Raw genomic sequence first — 17,173 nt, 5'->3', positions numbered from 1 at the left:
GGCTAGCGGTGAAGTGTTTCGGGCTTTTGCTTATTTGTTTGTAGGGCTAGGATTTATTTTGCGTAGGAGAACATGTGGGAGCGAGCCTGCTCGCGAAAGCGGTGTATCAGCCAACAATAATATTGACTGATGTGCTCTCTTCGCGAGCAGGCTCGCTCCCACAGCGGTTTGTCTTACCTTATTCCCGCCAAGCTGTCGGGTTGCTGTCAGACCGCCTCAAGTTTGGCGTAGCCCATCATCAGCCATTTGCTGCCTTCGCTGAAGTTGACCTGTACCCGTGCCTGGGCACCTGCACCCTCGAAATTGAGGATGACGCCTTCGCCGAAGACCGCATGCTTGACCATCTGGCCGAGCTTGAATTCGGTTTCGGGAATCTCCGAACCACCAAACAGGGTGCTGGCGCTCTGCTTTTGACCGCCGCCGAAAGGACGACTGACACTGTTGGATAGTCGGACTTCCTGGATCAGACCCTTTGGTACTTCGCGTACGAAGCGTGAAACCTTATTGTAGGTTTCGCTGCCGTACAGGCGTCGGGTTTCTGCGTAGGTCATCACCAGGTTTTGCATGGCGCGGGTAATGCCTACGTAGGCCAGGCGTCGTTCCTCTTCGAGGCGACCGGGCTCTTCCAGGCTCATTTTGTGCGGGAACAGGCCTTCTTCCATGCCTACCAGGAACACGTACGGGAACTCCAGGCCTTTGGCGCTGTGCAGCGTCATCAGCTGAATACCGTCTTCATGCTCTTCGGCCTGGGTATCGCCAGCCTCCAGTGAGGCATGCCCGAGGAAGGCGGCCAATGGCGACAGCTCTTCGTCTTCGTCATTGTTCTCAAAGTTGCGTGCTGCGCTGACCAGCTCCTCAAGGTTTTCTACCCGGGCCTGGCCTTTTTCGCCTTTTTCCGCCTGATGGTAGGCAATCAGCCCGCTTTGCTCGATCACGGTTTGCGTCATCAGATGCAGAGGCATGTCCATGACTTTTGCCGCGAGGTTTTCGATCAGTTCCATAAAGCCGGCAATGGCACCCGAAGCACGGCCCGGCAGGGCTTTATTGGCGATCAGCTGGCGCATTGCTTCCCACATCGACACGTCGCTGTGACGTGCGTGTTCGCGAATGGCTTCGACGGTTTTTTCACCAATGCCGCGGGCAGGTACGTTGATCACCCGCTCCAGCGCCGCATCATTGCCGCGACCTTCGAGCAGGCGCATATAGGCCATGGCATTTTTGATTTCCGCGCGTTCGAAGAAGCGCTGGCCGCCATAGATGCGGTAAGGGATGCGCTCGCGCAGCAAGGCTTCTTCAAGCACTCGCGACTGGGCGTTGGAACGGTACAAGATGGCGATATCGCTATGGGCGATGCCGGTTTTCAGAGCGCTTTCGATGGTTTCGACCACGTAGCGCGCTTCGTCATGTTCGTTGAACGCGGCATACAGATTGATGGCTTCGCCTTCGCCGCCGTCAGTCCACAGCTCTTTGCCCATGCGCCCGGTGTTGTTGGCAATCAGGGCATTGGCCGCTTTGAGGATGCCCGCCGTGGAGCGGTAATTTTGCTCCAGACGAATGGTCTCCGCATCCGGGAAGTCGGTTGAGTACTGATAGATGTTTTCGATTTTTGCGCCGCGCCAGCCGTAGATCGACTGGTCGTCATCACCGACCACCATCAGACTGTCGCCGCCCTGGGCCAGCAACCGCAGCCAGGCATATTGCACGGCGTTGGTATCCTGGAATTCGTCTACCAGGATGTGCCGGAAGCGTTTCTGGTAATGCGCCAGCAAGCCCGGGTTGTCGCGCCACAAATCAAGGGCACGCAGCAGCAGCTCGGAAAAATCGATCACACCGGCGCGTTGGCACGCGACCTCATAGGCCTCGTAAATATTGCGCATGGTGGCCAGGAACAAGTCGCCGCTGGCCTGGATATGTTTGGGGCGAAGGCCTTCGTCTTTTTGACCGTTGATAAACCACTGGGCCTGACGTATGGGCCAGCGCTGTTCATCCAGCCCCAGCTCACGGATCACACGCTTGACCAAGCGTTGCTGGTCGTCACTGTCGAGGATCTGGAATGTCTGGCTAAGGCCGGCTTCTTGCCAGTGAGCCCGCAGCAGACGGTGAGCCAGGCCGTGGAACGTGCCGACCCACATGCCTGCCGGGTTGATACCCATCAACTGCTCGATGCGGTGGCGCATCTCGGCAGCGGCCTTGTTGGTGAACGTCACCGACAGCACGGAGTGTGGGGACGCGTTTTCGACCTGGATCAGCCAGGCGATACGGTGCACCAGCACACGGGTTTTGCCGGAACCAGCGCCGGCCAGGACCAACTGACGCCCGACACTGGCCGTGACGGCCTGACGTTGGGCATCGTTGAGAGAATTTAACAAGAGAGAGAGATCATCGCGCATCGGGGCATTTTAGGGGCTGTTGGTGTTTCATTGCTAGCTGCGTGGCCGCCTTGGGCCGAGCGGTCTAAAAGCCGGACAATAAATGTGCCTGGCTGATTTCATTCATTTAATAGCGCCTGTGCGTTTGGTCACGGTCATTGCTTGTGTATGCTCTGGCGACTTTTTGGCTCATCTACTGATAAGAATTTCGCCGATGGTTCAGAGTTTAAATTCGCCGGGTGTTTTTTTCGGCATAGGCATCGGTTTTTTCCTGCTGGCGGGCGGTCTGGGATGGCAGGTCAAGCGGATCAGGCAACGGCGCATGGTGCGCCGCTTGCGGCATCAAGGTTTGCGCGAAGATTTGCAGCAAGCGAATGTCCGTAGTGAGCAACTCAATACCCAGCTTGCCTATGAGGTCGAGCAACGCCGTTTGAGCGAAGCGCGGGTGCGCCACCTGACCCGTTTTGATGAGATGACCGGGCTGGCTAACCGCCTTCTGTTCAAGGAACGCCTGGAGGAGGCTAGCCAGCGTGTACGCCAGGGCTCGTGCAACCTGACGTTGCTGCACATCAATCTCGATCGTTTCAAATTGCTCAATGACAATTTCGGGCATGAGCTGGCGGACCATGTGCTGCAAAAAATGGCCGAACGCATCACCAAGGCCTTGCCTGAGGCCGACACCATTGCGCGCCTGTCGGGTGATGAATTTGCAGTGCTGTTTGATGCCTATAACAGCCTGACCAGCCTGGCGCGGGTCGCGACCCGGCTGCTGGACAAGCTCGGTCGGCCGCTGGTGGTGGATGGCCATGAGTTGGTCATCAGTGTGTCAATGGGCATCAGCATGTTGCCCGACAGCGCGCGCGATATTGCCAGCCTGGTCCATCATGCCAACAAGGCCATGCAGCAGGCCAAGCACCTGGGCGGCGGCAGGTTTCAGTTCTACAGTGACAGCCTGCATGGCAGCTCCCTTGAACGGCTGCAGCTGGAAAACCAACTGCGCAAAGCCATTAGCGAACGCCAGCTCAACGTGTTCTATCAACCCAAGCTGTGCCTGGCCACAGGGCGTCTGCACGCCGCCGAAGCGTTGGTGCGCTGGGATCACCCGCAACTGGGTAATGTGCCGCCAGGCAACTTTATTGTCCTTGCCGAAGAGACCGGCCTGATCAGCGCCATCGGTGATTTTGTACTGCGCGAAGCCTGTCGGCAAGCGTGTGAATGGCAACGAGCAGGGCTGGCGCCAATACGGGTATCGGTGAACTTGTCGGGGCATCAGTTGCGCCAGGGCAAGCTGGTCAGCCTGGTGCGCCAGGTACTTGAAGAAACCGGGCTGGCGCCGGACTGCCTGGAACTGGAACTGACAGAAAGCCAGTTGCTCGACAATGTTGAATACGTCATCGCTACCTTCCAGCAATTGCATGAACTGGGGGTGAAGCTGGCAATCGATGATTTTGGCACCGGCTATTCATCGCTCAGTTACCTCAAGCGATTTGCGGTGGATTACGTAAAAATCGATAAAACGTTTATTCACGGCGTGGGTCGTTGCAGCGAAGACGAGGCCATCACCCTCGCAATTATTGCCATGGCCCACAGTCTGGGCCTTAAAGTGGTGGCAGAAGGCGTTGAAAACGAGGCGCAGCTGGCATTTCTCAAGACTCGCCAGTGCGACGAAGTGCAGGGCTATTTGATCAGTCGTCCGATAAACGCAGTGCAATTCAGCGATTTACTGCGTAACGGTGTAGTGGTCTTGTAGTGCCAAAAAGGGCTACATGGCCCTCAAGCGGCTTGAATCAAGGGAGATAACTGGATAGTTGATGGCGTATTGGCTGGGCAGAAAACGAATTCTTGTAGTATAACTACAAGATTGCTACATCCCCGGCGCCCGCCGCTTACAGACCGAGTCCTGCCCTTTGAACCTGCTGCAACATATTGCCCAGTCACGCCACCTGTTACGTAAATCGGAACTCAAGGTCGCCGATCACGTGCTGCTTGATCCTGCGGCTGTAATGCACAGTTCCATGGCCGACCTTGCCCACAGTGTCGGAATCAGCGAGCCGACCATCGTGCGTTTTTGCCGGGCGATAGGCTGTTCCGGGTTTCAGGACCTGAAGCTCAAGCTGGCGCAAAGCCTGGCGGCCGGTGCCAGTTTTGGTCAGTTCGCGATCCATGAAGACGATTCGGTAGCGGACTACAGCCTGAAAATTTTCGACACCACGCTGCATACCTTGATGGACGTGCGCGAGAAGCTCGATCCGATAGCGCTGCAGCGTGCCGTGACGGCCATGTCGCAAGCGCAGCGTGTCGAGTTTTATGGGTTTGGTGCCTCGGGCGCGGTTGCGGCGGATGCCCAGCACAAGTTTTTCCGTCTGTTGCTGACCGCGGCGGCCTATTCCGACCCGCATATGCAAGCGATGTCGGCCGTGACCTTGAAGCCTACCGACGTGGCGATCTGCATTTCCCAGTCGGGCCGTTCCAAAGACTTGCTGATCACCGCCAACCTGGTGCGTGAAAGCGGCGCGACCCTGATTACCTTGTGCCCGAGCCAGACGCCGCTGGCGGAGCTGGCAACCGTCAATCTGGCGATCGATGTGCATGAAGACACCGAAATCTATACCCCACTGACCTCGCGTATTGCCCACCTGGTAGTGATTGACGTGTTGGCAATGGGTGTTGCCATGGCCCGAGGCCCGAGCCTGGTCAACCACCTCAAGAGCGTCAAGCGCAGCCTGCGCAGCTTGCGTCTGTCGCCTAAATCACTGAAAAGCCACGAAGATTAAAAGCGCACAACATCTTCTGTGGGAGCGGGCTTGCTCGCGATAGGGAATGCCGCCGTGTGACAGACACACCGCAGCGCCTGAATCGCGAGCAAGCCCGCTCCCACGCAGAGCTCACATTCAGCGTTCATCCCCCTGTCATCCCACCTTCGCCAAGTCGTCATAAACAACGTGCATCGTAAAGCTCCCGTACACGCCTTGGGAGACTCGAAATGGCTCAGCCTTACGAAGAACGCAATAGCGCCGTCAAAACCCGCCGTCAGCAAGAAGACCAGCGCCGCATGGCCTTCCGTCGCGCGATTGAAGACCATACGAGCCAGCGCCAACTGCGTCTGGAAACCTCTGACTACCCTGACCTGGGGTCGATCAACTACTGGCAGTCTGCGTCGGCAAGTGACCGTCGAAGCGCTCAACCAACGCGCTGATTTGCAGGCGCTCACTGCGAATAAACCCCAGAAATGCATGCGCCACCGGTGACAGGCGCTTGGCCTTGGCCTGCACCACGCACCAGCTGCGATACAGCGGCAACTCCTCGACCGGCAGTTCGCACAGCAGGCCGGTCGCCAGTTCCAGGCTGACGGCGTGGCGGGTCAATAACGCCACGCCCAACCCGGCTACCGCGCACTCGCGCTGCGACTCGTTGGACGACACTTCCAGCGTCTGATTGAAGTGCACGCGCTTTTCCTTGAAATACTCCTCACACGCCATGCGCGTGCCCGAACCCTGCTCGCGCATCAGCAAGGTATAAGGCTCCAGATCCTGCAAATGCAGCGGACCCCGGTTGCACAACGGATGATCAGCGGGAGCCACGGCCACAATCGGGTTGTTCAGAAACGGCAAGAATTCCAGGCCCATGTCCTGCGGCACCATCGACATGATCACCAGATCATCGCGGTTATCTGACAGCCGACGAACGGCCTGCGCCCGGTTGACCACCGTCAGTTGCAAATTGACTTCCGGATGCTGGCGCTTGAAGGCCGCAAACAGATGCGGCACAAAATATTTCGCGCTCGACTCTACGGCCAGTTTCAACTGGCCTTGCAATGACCCGAGCATGTCGGAAAGTTGCATGTCGAGGTTTTCCAGCCGGCCGAAAATATCCCGACTGGCCAACTGAAGCGCTTCAGCGGCTTCGGTCATGTACAGCTTTTTGCCGACGTACTCGAACAATGGTTGGCCAACCAGCTCTTCAAGCTGACGAATTTGTAGACTTACGGCGGGTTGCGTCAGCGACATTTCTTCTGCTGCGCGGCTGTAAGAACGCAAATCACAGACTTCGTTAAACACCTGTAATTGGCGAAAAGTGATACGCATCAATGACTTACGCATTTTTATAAAATTATCCGAAGCGACAAGTGATCTGACTATAAGTTGTTACTTATGCACGACCCAAGAATTATTGATTTTTGTTTATCACTGCGTGGGTCTAGTGTGACGACACAACGGTTCAGACACATTTGGACACGTGCCGACCTGGTCTAGCAGGTCGTTTGTTCCATAGGCTTTAGGGAAAATCCAAGTGATAAAAAAGATCCTGATCGCCAACCGCGGAGAAATCGCCGTCCGCATCGTGCGTGCCTGCGCCGAGATGGGGATTCGCTCTGTAGCGGTCTATTCCGAAGCTGATCGGCATGCCTTGCACGTCAAGCGCGCCGACGAAGCACACAATATCGGCGAAGACCCGCTGGCCGGTTATTTGAATCCGCGCAAGCTGGTGAACCTGGCGGTTGAAACCGGTTGTGATGCTCTGCATCCCGGTTACGGTTTTTTGTCAGAAAACGCTGAGTTGGCTGATATCTGCGCCGAGCGCGGGATCAAGTTCATCGGTCCGGCCGCTGAAGTCATTCGCCGTATGGGCGACAAGACTGAAGCGCGTCGCAGCATGATCAAGGCCGGTGTGCCGGTCACGCCGGGCACTGAAGGCAACGTTGCCGACATCCACGAAGCCTTGATTGAAGGCGAACGCATTGGCTACCCGGTGATGCTCAAGGCCACCTCGGGTGGTGGCGGTCGCGGCATTCGTCGCTGCAACAGCCGTGAAGAACTCGAGCAAGCCTTCCCGCGGGTGATCTCGGAAGCGACCAAGGCCTTTGGTTCGGCCGAAGTGTTCCTCGAAAAATGCATCGTCAACCCCAAGCATATCGAGGCGCAAATTCTCGGCGACAGCTTTGGCAACGTGGTGCATCTGTTTGAGCGCGACTGCTCGATCCAGCGTCGCAACCAAAAGCTGATCGAAATCGCCCCGAGCCCGCAGCTGACCCCGGAACAGCGTGCCTATATCGGCGACCTGTCTGTGCGCGCAGCCAAGGCCGTGGGTTACGAGAACGCCGGTACCGTGGAGTTCCTGCTCGCCGAGGGCGAGGTGTACTTCATGGAGATGAACACTCGGGTGCAGGTGGAGCACACCATCACCGAAGAAATTACCGGCATCGACATTGTTCGTGAACAGATTCGTATCGCCTCTGGCCTGCCGCTCTCGATCAAGCAGGAAGACGTGCAGCATCGCGGCTTTGCCCTGCAGTTCCGGATCAACGCCGAAGACCCGAAAAACAACTTCCTGCCCAGTTTCGGCAAGATCACCCGTTACTACGCGCCCGGCGGCCCCGGTGTACGTACCGACACGGCGATCTACACCGGCTATACCATCCCGCCGTATTACGACTCCATGTGTCTGAAACTGGTGGTGTGGGCCCTGACCTGGGAAGAAGCGATGGACCGTGGTTTGCGCGCCCTCGACGACATGCGTCTGCAAGGGGTCAAAACCACCGCCGCGTATTACCAGGAAATCCTGCGTAACCCGGAATTCCGTAGTGGCCAGTTCAACACCAGCTTCGTAGAAAGCCACCCTGAGCTGACCAACTACTCGATCAAGCGCAAACCCGAAGAGTTGGCCCTGGCCATCGCTGCCGCCATCGCCGCCCACGCAGGCCTGTGAGGAAAAGAATAATGAGCAAGAAGATTTTCGTAACTGACACCATCCTGCGTGACGCCCACCAGTCGCTGCTGGCCACCCGCATGCGCACTGAAGACATGCTGCCGATCTGCGACAAGCTCGACAAAGTCGGCTACTGGTCCCTGGAAGTCTGGGGCGGCGCGACCTTTGATGCCTGCGTGCGTTTCCTCAAGGAAGATCCGTGGGAGCGTCTGCGCCAACTGCGTGCCGCCTTGCCCAGCACGCGTCTGCAAATGTTGCTGCGCGGCCAGAACCTGCTGGGCTATCGCCATTACAGCGACGACGTGGTCAAAGCCTTCGTCGCCAAAGCAGCAGTCAACGGTATCGACGTGTTCCGCATCTTCGACGCCATGAACGACGTGCGTAACCTGCGTGTGGCCATCGAGGCGGTCAAAGCTGCCGGCAAGCATGCCCAGGGCACCATCGCCTATACCACCAGTCCGGTACATACCACCGAGGCGTTTGTGGCGCAGGCCAAGCAGATGGAAGCCATGGGCTGCGACTCGGTCGCCATCAAAGACATGGCTGGCCTGCTGACGCCGTACGCCACGGGCGAACTGGTCAAGGCGCTGAAAGCCGAAATCACTCTGCCGATCTTTATTCACTCCCATGACACCGCCGGTCTGGCTGCCATGTGCCAGCTCAAGGCTATCGAGAATGGCGCAGACCACATTGATACCGCGATCTCCAGCTTTGCGTGGGGCACCAGCCACCCGGGCACCGAGTCGATGGTTGCCGCGCTCAAAGGCAGTGAATACGACACCGGTCTCGATCTGTCGCTGCTGCAGGAAATTGGTATGTACTTCTACGCAGTGCGTAAGAAGTATCACCAGTTTGAAAGCGAATTCACCGCTGTTGATACCCGTGTTCAGGTTAACCAGGTGCCGGGCGGGATGATTTCCAACCTTGCCAACCAGCTCAAAGAGCAGGGTGCGCTGAACCGCATGAGCGAAGTGCTGGCCGAAATCCCGCGTGTGCGTGAAGACCTCGGTTACCCGCCGCTGGTAACACCGACGTCGCAAATTGTGGGTACTCAGGCATTCTTCAACGTATTGGCGGGTGAGCGTTACAAAACCATCACCAACGAAGTGAAGCTCTACCTGCAAGGCGGCTACGGCAAGGCGCCGGGCGTGGTCAACGAACAACTGCGTCGTCAGGCCATTGGCAACGAAGAGCTGATCGACGTACGCCCTGCGGACCTGCTAAAGCCCGAAATGGTCAAGCTGCGTGCTGAAATTGGTGCCCTGGCCCAGTCGGAAGAAGACGTACTGACCTTCGCCATGTTCCCGGATATCGGTCGCAAGTTCCTTGAGGAACGCGCTGCAGGCACTCTGACCCCAGAAGTGCTGCTGCCTATCCCTGAGGCTGGCGGTGTCACCAAGGCGAGCGGTGAGGGCGTGCCGACCGAGTTCGTGATCGACGTGCACGGTGAGAGCTATCGCGTTGACATCACCGGTGTGGGCGTCAAGGCTGAAGGCAAGCGTCACTTCTACCTGTCCATCGATGGCATGCCGGAAGAGGTGGTGTTCGAACCCCTCAACGAATTTGTTGGTGGCACCTCAAGCAAGCGCAAGCAGGCCAGCGAGCCAGGCCATGTGAGCACGGCAATGCCAGGCAACATCGTTGATGTACTGGTCGCTGTAGGCGATGTGGTCAAGGCGGGTCAGTCGGTACTGATCACCGAAGCGATGAAAATGGAAACTGAAGTCCAGGCCGGCATCGCAGGCAAAATCGTCACCATCCATGTAATCAAGGGCGATCGCGTTAATCCGGGTGAAATTCTGATCGAAATCGAAGCCTGATACTGTCTTTGATGTAAACGCTTTAAACCTCGGGGGGGCATGTGCTCCCCTTTTTTTTGCTCTTGAATTGAGGCTTTTTCGCAGGTTCGATTCAAGGAGTCTGGCGACGACAAGGCTGGAAAAGCGCCTGTAGCGCCTAGCAAGTAGGGCGAGGTGTGGTGTGCCCGTACGAGGCGTTAGACATAAGTCGCTGAGCCATGGTGTTTCAGGTGCATCGCGCTGCTACGAGTGTTTGCGCTTCTCCCTGTGCAACAGGGGTATCAAGCGGTCGCGTAGCGCAAATGTGTTTATTCCAAGCACAAAAACGCCCAGCAGTCCTTGCTGGGCGTATTGATCAAATTTTATACAGCTGTGGCTCTGCATTCTTCCAGGGTCTTTATTTGGCCGCTTTCTGGTTGGTTATCCAATGCCAGCCATTTTTCGAACCCTGCCGCTAGTGGGGGCCATTCCGTACTAATAATGCTGTACCACGTGGTATCACGGTTTTTGCCTTTAACCACCATATGCTGGCGGAAAACGCCTTCGTATGTGTACCCCAATCGTACTGCAGTACGCTTCGATCTTGCGTTATCGTTGTTGCACTTCCATTCCAGACGCCGGTTGCCCAGGGCGAAGGCTTCCTTGGCGAGCAGGTAGACCGCCTCCGTGCTTTTCGGTGAGCGTTGCATGGGTGCGCCAAAGGCGACGTGGCCGATCTCGATACGCCCGTGCTCCGGGACGATGCACATCAGGCTAAGCAAGCCTTGTGCCTCACCGCTGGGCTTGTCGATAACGGCATAGAAATGTGGATCACGGCTATCGGCATGCTTTTGCAGCCAAGCGTCAAAGGTCGGACGCTCGTTAAATGGACCGTAGGGCAGGTAGTCCCACAGCTTGGGATCGGCCTGCGGCCCTTGTAAGGCTAGCCATAGTTCATCGCCATGACGTTCGGGGTCGAGCTTTTCCAGACGAATGAATCGCCCTTCGAGGGTGCGGGTATCCGGGGTTTTAGCCGCCAGCCAACGTTCTAGAGAGTCGGGCATTGCGCGTTCCTTATTTATGACAAGGTTTTGCGAAACTGAATAAAGCCGGGGCGCTCGCCAATGCGCTCATACAACTGAATAGCCGTGGCGTTGGTTTCCTGGGTGAGCCAATGCACTTTGCAGCAGTCCTTGGCGCGGGCGGCTGCGTATACATGCTCGATTAACTGACGACCCACCCCCTTGCCGCGCACATCGGGACTGACAAACAGGTCTTGAAGATAGCAGGCGTCTTTGATGCTCCAGTTGGTGCGGTGATAAACGCACTGCACCATGCCCACCGCTTTGTCGTCTTGCCAGGCCAGGGCCAGGGTGGTCGGTTCTGCCGGGTCGAGAAAGCGCGCCCAGGTGGATTGGCTGATTTCGTCGGAAAGCTCGGTTTTATAGAAGCGCAAGTAAGCCTGCCAAAGTGGTAGCCACTGTTCGCGATCGGTGGCGGTGGCAGGTTTGATCTGGATTTGAGCCATTTTCAGTTATTCCTTAACCATTAAATGAGCGAGTGCGTGGTCTTGCGGGTTGGGGTTGGCCAGCAGGCCCTGGCGCACACCAGCCTGGTCGCGGGCGTCGCGGTTCTGGCTGAGTTTGCGTTTGCCTTGCAGGCGGGTGATGGGCAGGCGAAAGCCCACAATGGCCTTGAGCATGCTGTCGACATAGTCGGCGGGGGCGTCGCTGACAGCCCAGGGCGCGGGGCGATTGGCTTCCTGCCTGTCGCTCAAGCGGCTGACCAGTGCCAGCAAACGTTCGGCATCATCGAACACCTCGGCCATGCCATAAGCGTGTACGGCCAGGTAATTCCAGGTGGGTACGGCTTTTCCGTGGTCGGCCTTGCCTGGGTAAAAGGTAGGGCTGATATAGGCCTGTTCGCCGGCAAAGATCACCAGTGCTTCCGTGCCTTGGGCCAGGTCCTGCCAGTGTGGATTGGCCCGGGCCAGGTGCCCGTACAATGTGCCGCACGGGCCTTCGTCGGGGTTCAACAGCATAGGCACATGACTGGCGAGCAGGCCCTGGCTGGCATGTGTGACCAGCACGGGCAGGGGGGAGGCCTGCATCTGCTGGTGCAGGATTTTAATGTCGTCTACGGCGAAGGCGCGGGGTACGTACATGGAAATTATCCTTGGCGATTGGCTTTATCCTAGGCAGGCTATTGGTTGGTTGTAAGAGCCATTAATGGTCAATTTCATAGGTCCAATCCATGAAGGATTCAGTTCTTTCCATCGCCTTCAACCCCGCCGGGATCGAGCTTGATCCCAAAAAGGGTCTGAGCCGCCAGCTGTATCTGGCATTGCGCCAACGTGTGCTGGATGGTCGTTTGAATGGCGGCTCGCGCTTGCCAGCCAGCCGTGACATGGCCGGTGCCTTGGGGATTTCCCGCAATAGTGTGATGCGGGCCTATGACCAGTTGTATGCCGAAGGATTTATTGAGGGGAGAGTTGGGGACGGTACTTATGTGGCCAAATTGCCAGAAAAAGCCCTGCCGCTAAAAAAGTTGTCCACCAACTTATCCACAGGCTTTTCAACAGGCTTATCCCCAGGGTTATCCACAAAACAGCCTGAAATACCTGTAATTACATCCAGTAAAGTTATCCACAGCACGGCTCTGAGCAGGGTTGCAACCCATGCATTGGACCTGCCACCCAGTGGTGTTCCCCGCGCATTTCGGGTGGGTGTTCCGGCGTTCGACTTATTCCCTTTCGAGGTATGGAGCAAGCTGCAGGCGGCTTTTTGGCGTAAGCCGGAGTTGCAGCATCTGTGCTACGGCGATCCTGCAGGTGATGAGCGTCTGCGTGCATTGATTGGGGCTTATTTGCGTACTTCACGAGGTTTATCGTGTACGGCTGAGCAAATTTTGATCACCAGTGGCGCGCAGCAAGGAATTAGCCTTTGTGCACAGCTGCTGGTGGAGCCGGGCGAAGGGGTGGCTGTGGAAAACCCCGGCTATCGCGCAGCTGCCTATGCCTTTGCGATTGCCGGGGCGAATGTGCAGGGCGTGGCGGTGGATCAGGACGGTATGGACTGTTCGGCGCTGGCGCATTTGAGCAACTGCCGGCTGGCCTATGTCACGCCCTCCCATCAATACCCCAGCGGGGTCACCATGAGCCTGGCCCGGCGCCTGGAACTGCTGGCCTGGGCCGAGCGTACAGAGGGCTGGATTGTCGAAGACGACTACGATGGCGAGTACCGCTATAGCGGCGCGCCGCTGGCCCCGCTGGCAGCACTGGACCGCAGCGGGCGGGTGATTTATGTCGGTACCTTCGGCAAGGTGGCGTTTCCGGCGTTGCGCCTGGGGTATCTGGTGCTGCCCAAGGGGCTGATCGAGCCGTTTGCCCGCCGGCGCTCGCTGGATATGCGCCATTCGGAGGTCGGCACTCAGGCAGTGATGGCCGAGTTTATGGCGGCGGGGCATTTTCAGCGGCATATACGGCGGATGCGTCGCGCGGCTTTGAGTCGCCGTGATGTGTTGCTGGCCAACTGGCCACAGAGGTTGGCGGAGGTTGGGGCCATGCCGGGTATCGCGGCGGGCTTGCATGTGGCGGTGCCGGTGGCGAGTTTGGCTCGTGAGCAGCAACTGCTGGCGCAGGCCCGGGCAGTGGACGTGGAGATCAACGGGCTGAGCAGTTATTGGTTACAGGATTCGAGTGAGCCTGTGGATAACCGCGCGGGATTGGTGTTGGGGTTTGCAGCGGTACCCGAAGTGGAGATCAAGGCGGCGCTGGAGCGGCTGGGCAAGGTGTGGAATGGCAGCCGTTGAACCTGTGGGAGCGGGCTTGCTCGCGAGGGGGGCACCGCATTAATTCAGACAGACCGCACCGGCTGAATTGCGAGCAAGCCCGCTCCCACAGGACGGGCTTGATCATTGCGCGCTTTCAAACCCCTCCAGCACATTCACCGCATTCACGCCGATTTCCTCTACGGCGTAACCACCTTCCATCACAAATAGTGTCGGTTTGCCCAGCCGCGCAATACGCTCACCCATGCGCAGGTAGTCCGGGCTGTCGAGTTTGAATTGGGAAATCGGGTCGTTCTTGAATGTATCCACACCCAGCGAAACCACGATTACGCCAGCGTCATAGCGCTCGATTTCAGCGCAGGCCAATTCCAGCGCCGCGCTCCAGCGATCCCAGGCCGAACCCGCAGCCAGCGGGTAGTTGAAGTTGAAGCCTTCCCCGGGCCCTTCCCCCAGTTCGTCTTCGTAGCCCAGAAAGAACGGAAACTCGGCCTCAGGATGGCCGTGAATCGAGGTAAACAGCACGTCGTTACGTTCATAGAAAATCGACTGCGTACCATTACCGTGATGGTAATCAACGTCGAGGATAGCCACCTTGCTGTGGCCTTGATCGAGAAAGGCCTGGGCTGCTATGGCGGCGTTATTCAGGTAGCAGTAACCGCCCATCAAGTCGCTGGCGGCGTGATGCCCCGGTGGCCGGCAAAGTGCGAAAGCACTGTGGGCGCCGTTTTGAATTTCGGCTTGGGCAGTCAGGGCTACTTGCGCTGCACTGTAAGCCGCTTGCCATGTGCCCGCAGTAATCGGCGCTCCGCCGTCGAAGCTGTAATACCCAAGCTGGCCATGCAGGCTGGTGGGCAGAACGGCACGTAAAGTACGGGCAGGCCAGGTATAAGGCAGCAAGTCACCGTCGCGGCCATGTTGGGCCCAGCGGTCCCAGGCACCCTGGAAAAAGTCCAGGTAGGCCGCACTGTGAATCCGCTCGATAGGCCCGCGGCCGAAGTCTTGCGGGGCGCTCACTGGGCCGAGTTCACGGGTTTGTACACGTTGCAAAATATGGTCGGCCCGTGATGGCATTTCAAAGCAGGGCAACAGTTGCCCGTCCATCAACTCACAACGGCCATGATGCAGGTGGTGATCGTCCGAATAGATCGTCAGCATTGTCTTGTTCTCCCAGGGCATGAGCGGTTGGCTACAGTCTTGCGGCGCCGGGGGTTTGAGAGAACGGCAGGAGCGGCCAAAAGGAGATGTATGTGGCCAAAATGGTTGACCGTAATTGGCCCCTGCCCATCCCCTCTGAATCAGGCCCGGAACTGGCTGGGTGCAACCCCGCTCCAGCGCACGAAGGCATGGCGGAAGCTCGCGGTTTCACTGAAACCCAGGGTCTCGGCAATCTTGTAAATGGGCCATTCGGTTTCGTTGAGCAGCAGCTTGGCGCGCTCAAAACGCAGGTCATCGAGCAGCGTCTGGTAGCTGCAACCCATATCGTGCAAGTGGCGGCGCAGGGTGCGCGGCGAGCAGTTCATGTGCTCGGCCAGCCCTTCGAGGCCGGGGGCTGCATGCAGTTGTGCGGCCAGCAACTGGCGGATGCGTTCCAGCCAGGTTTGTCTCCCGGTGAACTCCAGATTCTGTTTGCGGCAACGCTCGGCCATCGCTTGATGGGTCACCGCATCGGCCAGTGGCAAAGGCTGGTCGAGCCATCGCTTGGCGAAGGCGAAAGCATTGCTGTCGGCATCGAACTGACGCGGGCAATCGAAGCTTTGCCCGTAGCTGGCGTGGTAGTCGGGTGCGCTGTGGATAAAGCGTGCACCCAATAGCGGCAGCGATTGGCCTAGCAAGTCTTCGCATATAACCTTGAGCGAAACCAGGCATAGCTCGGTATTGAACACCGCCATTTGCGGGCTCTCGGCATAGCCATTGGCACAGAACCGGACCTGTTCGCCCTCGACCTCCAGGCTCAGCTCAAAAAGTGTTCCCAGCAGCGCCGGGTAGCGTAAAGCTAGACGCAATGCGTCACCTAAGGTGGCACTGGTGAGTAGGGCGTAACCGAGTATGCCGTAGGACGACACATGCATGCGTCGCCCTAGTTCAAGGCCGATTTCGCGGCGCAGAGCCACGGCATTGGCGCACACGCGCATTTCCTGATTGGTGGTGATGCGAGTGTCTGCACGGCTCAGGTCCGCCGCCCGAATGCCGCTGCCGGCCAGCAGCATCTCGCTGGGCAAGCCTTCTGCGTTGAAGGTGCTGAGCACCAGGGATACGGCGTTGAGCGTTGTGAGATGGGAGTGGAGCATGCTCGTTTCCTGCCTGGGAGGTGCAGGAAGCGAGCAAGTTGTGTGCCGGGGGATGTACACCGAACCTGTAGCCGCTGCCGCAGGCTGCGATAAGGGCCGCAGGACCTTCAATCAAGGCGGGTCTGGTGCACAGTCCATCACAGCCTGCTAGAGCGGCTACATAGGCCGGGTTATGGGCTTTTAGGCCAGCTCCCCGCACACATCCAGTTCGATCAGGCGGCGCACCTCGGCCAGCGGCAGGTCAGCGCCAAGCAAGGCATGCAGTTTGCCGAACACGGCCTCGCGGGTCATTCCGCCACCTGACAGCACACCCGCCTCACGCAAGCGGCTGCCAGCTTCGTACACGTCCAGTTCTACACCGCCTTCATGGCATTGGGTAATGGCCACGATCACAATGCCATTTTCCTGTGCCCGTTGCAGACTGGCGAGAAAGTCCGGGTTGTCGCCAGGGCCGGTGCCACTGCCGAAACACTCCAGTACCAGGGCTTCGATCCCGCTGTTGAGCAAGGCATCGAGCTGGGCGGCGCCAATCCCTGGCACCAGTGGCAGCACGCCTACGCTGGCCTGGTGTTTGGGGTAGCTGTAGGCCAGTTCTGCCGGGAGGGTGCTGGCCCTGGTCCCGCCGCCGTTGCGTGTCAGCGTCACAAACGGGTTACGGCCAAAGCTGCGCACTTTGGCGCAGCGAGTTGGAGCCATCAGCTTGCCGTGGAAGTACAACTGCACGCCGTTAGGCTGGCCCTGGCCCAGCGCCTGCAAGGCACCGCTGATGTTTTCCCAGGCATCGCTGTCAGGTACGCCCGCTGGCAGCATGGAGCCGGTGAAGAGTACCGGTGCAGGCAAGCCCAGCAGTTGAAAGCACATCGCCGCAGCGCTGTAGGCCAGCGTGTCAGTGCCATGTAGGACCAGTACAGCATCGCAGCCATCCTGCTCGACCGCTTCGATGATCGCGCTGCGCAGGCGTAGCCAGTAGGCAGGCGTCATGTTGGCGCTGTCGATCAGCGGGCTCATTTCGCGAAAGGCCCATTGCGGTACTTGCAGCTGCGGTTGGCTGGCCAGGTGCTCGCGCATGCGTGCCTCAAAACCCGAGGCTGGTGCCAGACCGCTGGCGCTGGCCTGCATGCCGATGGTGCCGCCGGTGTAGAGCACCATGACGTGTTGGCAGGTGTGATGAGTGGCTGCGGTCATTATTGAGTCTCCATAAGCAAAAACGCGGCGGTTCTGGAGCTGTCTCTTATACACATCT

Annotated in this window: 14 protein-coding genes; 6 read left to right on the top strand and 8 right to left on the bottom strand. The window is 58.2% G+C overall.

What is annotated here, in order from left to right; all coding sequences use genetic code 11:
* Window positions 1–206: 206 nt before the first annotated feature.
* Complete coding sequence (gene uvrD / locus QN377_RS07820) at window positions 207–2,390, bottom strand: DNA helicase II (RefSeq protein WP_322213902.1); 2,184 nt, start codon at window positions 2,388–2,390, stop codon at window positions 207–209.
* Window positions 2,391–2,583: 193 nt separating this feature from the next.
* Here uvrD and QN377_RS07815 point away from each other — a divergent pair, with 193 nt between their 5' ends.
* The 3 genes from QN377_RS07815 (at window position 2,584) to QN377_RS07805 (ending at window position 5,565) form a co-directional block, all read left to right on the top strand.
* Window positions 2,584–4,119 carry a putative bifunctional diguanylate cyclase/phosphodiesterase gene (locus QN377_RS07815; protein WP_322213903.1) on the top strand — a complete coding sequence of 512 codons (1,536 nt, stop codon included), beginning with the start codon at window positions 2,584–2,586 and terminating at the stop codon, window positions 4,117–4,119.
* 157 nt (window positions 4,120–4,276) lie between these two features.
* The gene (gene hexR / locus QN377_RS07810; protein WP_094999545.1) at window positions 4,277–5,143 is read left to right on the top strand and encodes a transcriptional regulator HexR; all 867 of its coding nucleotides are present in this window, start codon (window positions 4,277–4,279) and stop codon (window positions 5,141–5,143) included.
* Window positions 5,144–5,352: 209 nt separating this feature from the next.
* On the top strand, window positions 5,353–5,565 hold the full coding sequence (locus QN377_RS07805) for a PA3496 family putative envelope integrity protein (RefSeq protein WP_094999544.1): 213 nt from the start codon (window positions 5,353–5,355) through the stop codon (window positions 5,563–5,565).
* Here QN377_RS07805 and QN377_RS07800 read toward each other — a convergent pair.
* Window positions 5,507–6,469 carry a LysR family transcriptional regulator gene (locus QN377_RS07800; RefSeq protein ID WP_094999543.1) on the bottom strand — a complete coding sequence of 321 codons (963 nt, stop codon included), beginning with the start codon at window positions 6,467–6,469 and terminating at the stop codon, window positions 5,507–5,509. The genes QN377_RS07805 and QN377_RS07800 overlap by 59 nt on opposite strands.
* Window positions 6,470–6,659: 190 nt before the next feature.
* Here QN377_RS07800 and QN377_RS07795 point away from each other — a divergent pair, with 190 nt between their 5' ends.
* Entirely contained in the window at window positions 6,660–8,075 is a 1,416-nt protein-coding gene (locus tag QN377_RS07795) for an acetyl-CoA carboxylase biotin carboxylase subunit (protein ID WP_016782925.1), read from the top strand.
* Between the two features lie 11 nt (window positions 8,076–8,086).
* Window positions 8,087–9,895: a sodium-extruding oxaloacetate decarboxylase subunit alpha gene (gene oadA / locus QN377_RS07790; RefSeq protein WP_322213905.1), complete on the top strand. Its 1,809-nt coding sequence runs from the start codon at window positions 8,087–8,089 to the stop codon at window positions 9,893–9,895.
* A gap of 341 nt (window positions 9,896–10,236) precedes the next feature.
* Here oadA and QN377_RS07785 read toward each other — a convergent pair whose 3' ends face one another.
* The 3 genes from QN377_RS07785 to QN377_RS07775 are packed head-to-tail and all read right to left on the bottom strand — an operon-like array spanning window position 10,237 to window position 12,017.
* The gene (locus QN377_RS07785; RefSeq protein WP_095020584.1) at window positions 10,237–10,917 is read right to left on the bottom strand and encodes a GNAT family N-acetyltransferase; all 681 of its coding nucleotides are present in this window, start codon (window positions 10,915–10,917) and stop codon (window positions 10,237–10,239) included.
* A gap of 14 nt (window positions 10,918–10,931) precedes the next feature.
* Window positions 10,932–11,381, bottom strand: coding sequence for a GNAT family N-acetyltransferase (locus tag QN377_RS07780; RefSeq protein WP_095020583.1), 450 nt, complete (start codon window positions 11,379–11,381; stop codon window positions 10,932–10,934).
* A 6-nt stretch (window positions 11,382–11,387) separates the two neighbouring features.
* Window positions 11,388–12,017 (bottom strand): FMN-binding negative transcriptional regulator, encoded by a 630-nt coding sequence (locus QN377_RS07775; protein ID WP_095023132.1) that lies wholly within the window; start codon window positions 12,015–12,017, stop codon window positions 11,388–11,390.
* A gap of 89 nt (window positions 12,018–12,106) precedes the next feature.
* On the opposite strand from QN377_RS07775, the gene QN377_RS07770 reads away from it, so the two are divergent.
* The gene (locus QN377_RS07770; RefSeq protein ID WP_322213908.1) at window positions 12,107–13,663 is read left to right on the top strand and encodes a PLP-dependent aminotransferase family protein; all 1,557 of its coding nucleotides are present in this window, start codon (window positions 12,107–12,109) and stop codon (window positions 13,661–13,663) included.
* A gap of 102 nt (window positions 13,664–13,765) precedes the next feature.
* Here the strand turns inward: QN377_RS07770 and QN377_RS07765 are convergent, their stop codons facing one another.
* The 3 genes from QN377_RS07765 to QN377_RS07755 all read right to left on the bottom strand — a co-directional run bounded on the left by QN377_RS07765 (window position 13,766) and on the right by QN377_RS07755 (window position 17,115).
* A complete protein-coding gene (locus tag QN377_RS07765; protein WP_095020581.1) occupies window positions 13,766–14,797 on the bottom strand; it encodes a histone deacetylase family protein in 1,032 nt (343 codons plus the stop codon).
* Between the two features lie 140 nt (window positions 14,798–14,937).
* Window positions 14,938–15,930 (bottom strand): AraC family transcriptional regulator, encoded by a 993-nt coding sequence (locus QN377_RS07760; protein ID WP_094999536.1) that lies wholly within the window; start codon window positions 15,928–15,930, stop codon window positions 14,938–14,940.
* A 180-nt stretch (window positions 15,931–16,110) separates the two neighbouring features.
* Window positions 16,111–17,115: an asparaginase gene (locus QN377_RS07755; RefSeq protein ID WP_094999535.1), complete on the bottom strand. Its 1,005-nt coding sequence runs from the start codon at window positions 17,113–17,115 to the stop codon at window positions 16,111–16,113.
* Between the last annotated feature and the right edge of the window lie 58 nt (window positions 17,116–17,173).

Origin of the sequence: Pseudomonas sp. CCC4.1 (genome assembly GCF_035019225.1) — a bacterium.
GTDB classification, from domain to species: Bacteria; Pseudomonadota; Gammaproteobacteria; order Pseudomonadales; family Pseudomonadaceae; genus Aquipseudomonas; species Aquipseudomonas bubulae.
The sequence above is the reverse complement of the archived record's forward strand: the minus strand, read 5'-3'. Positions and strand labels throughout refer to the sequence as shown.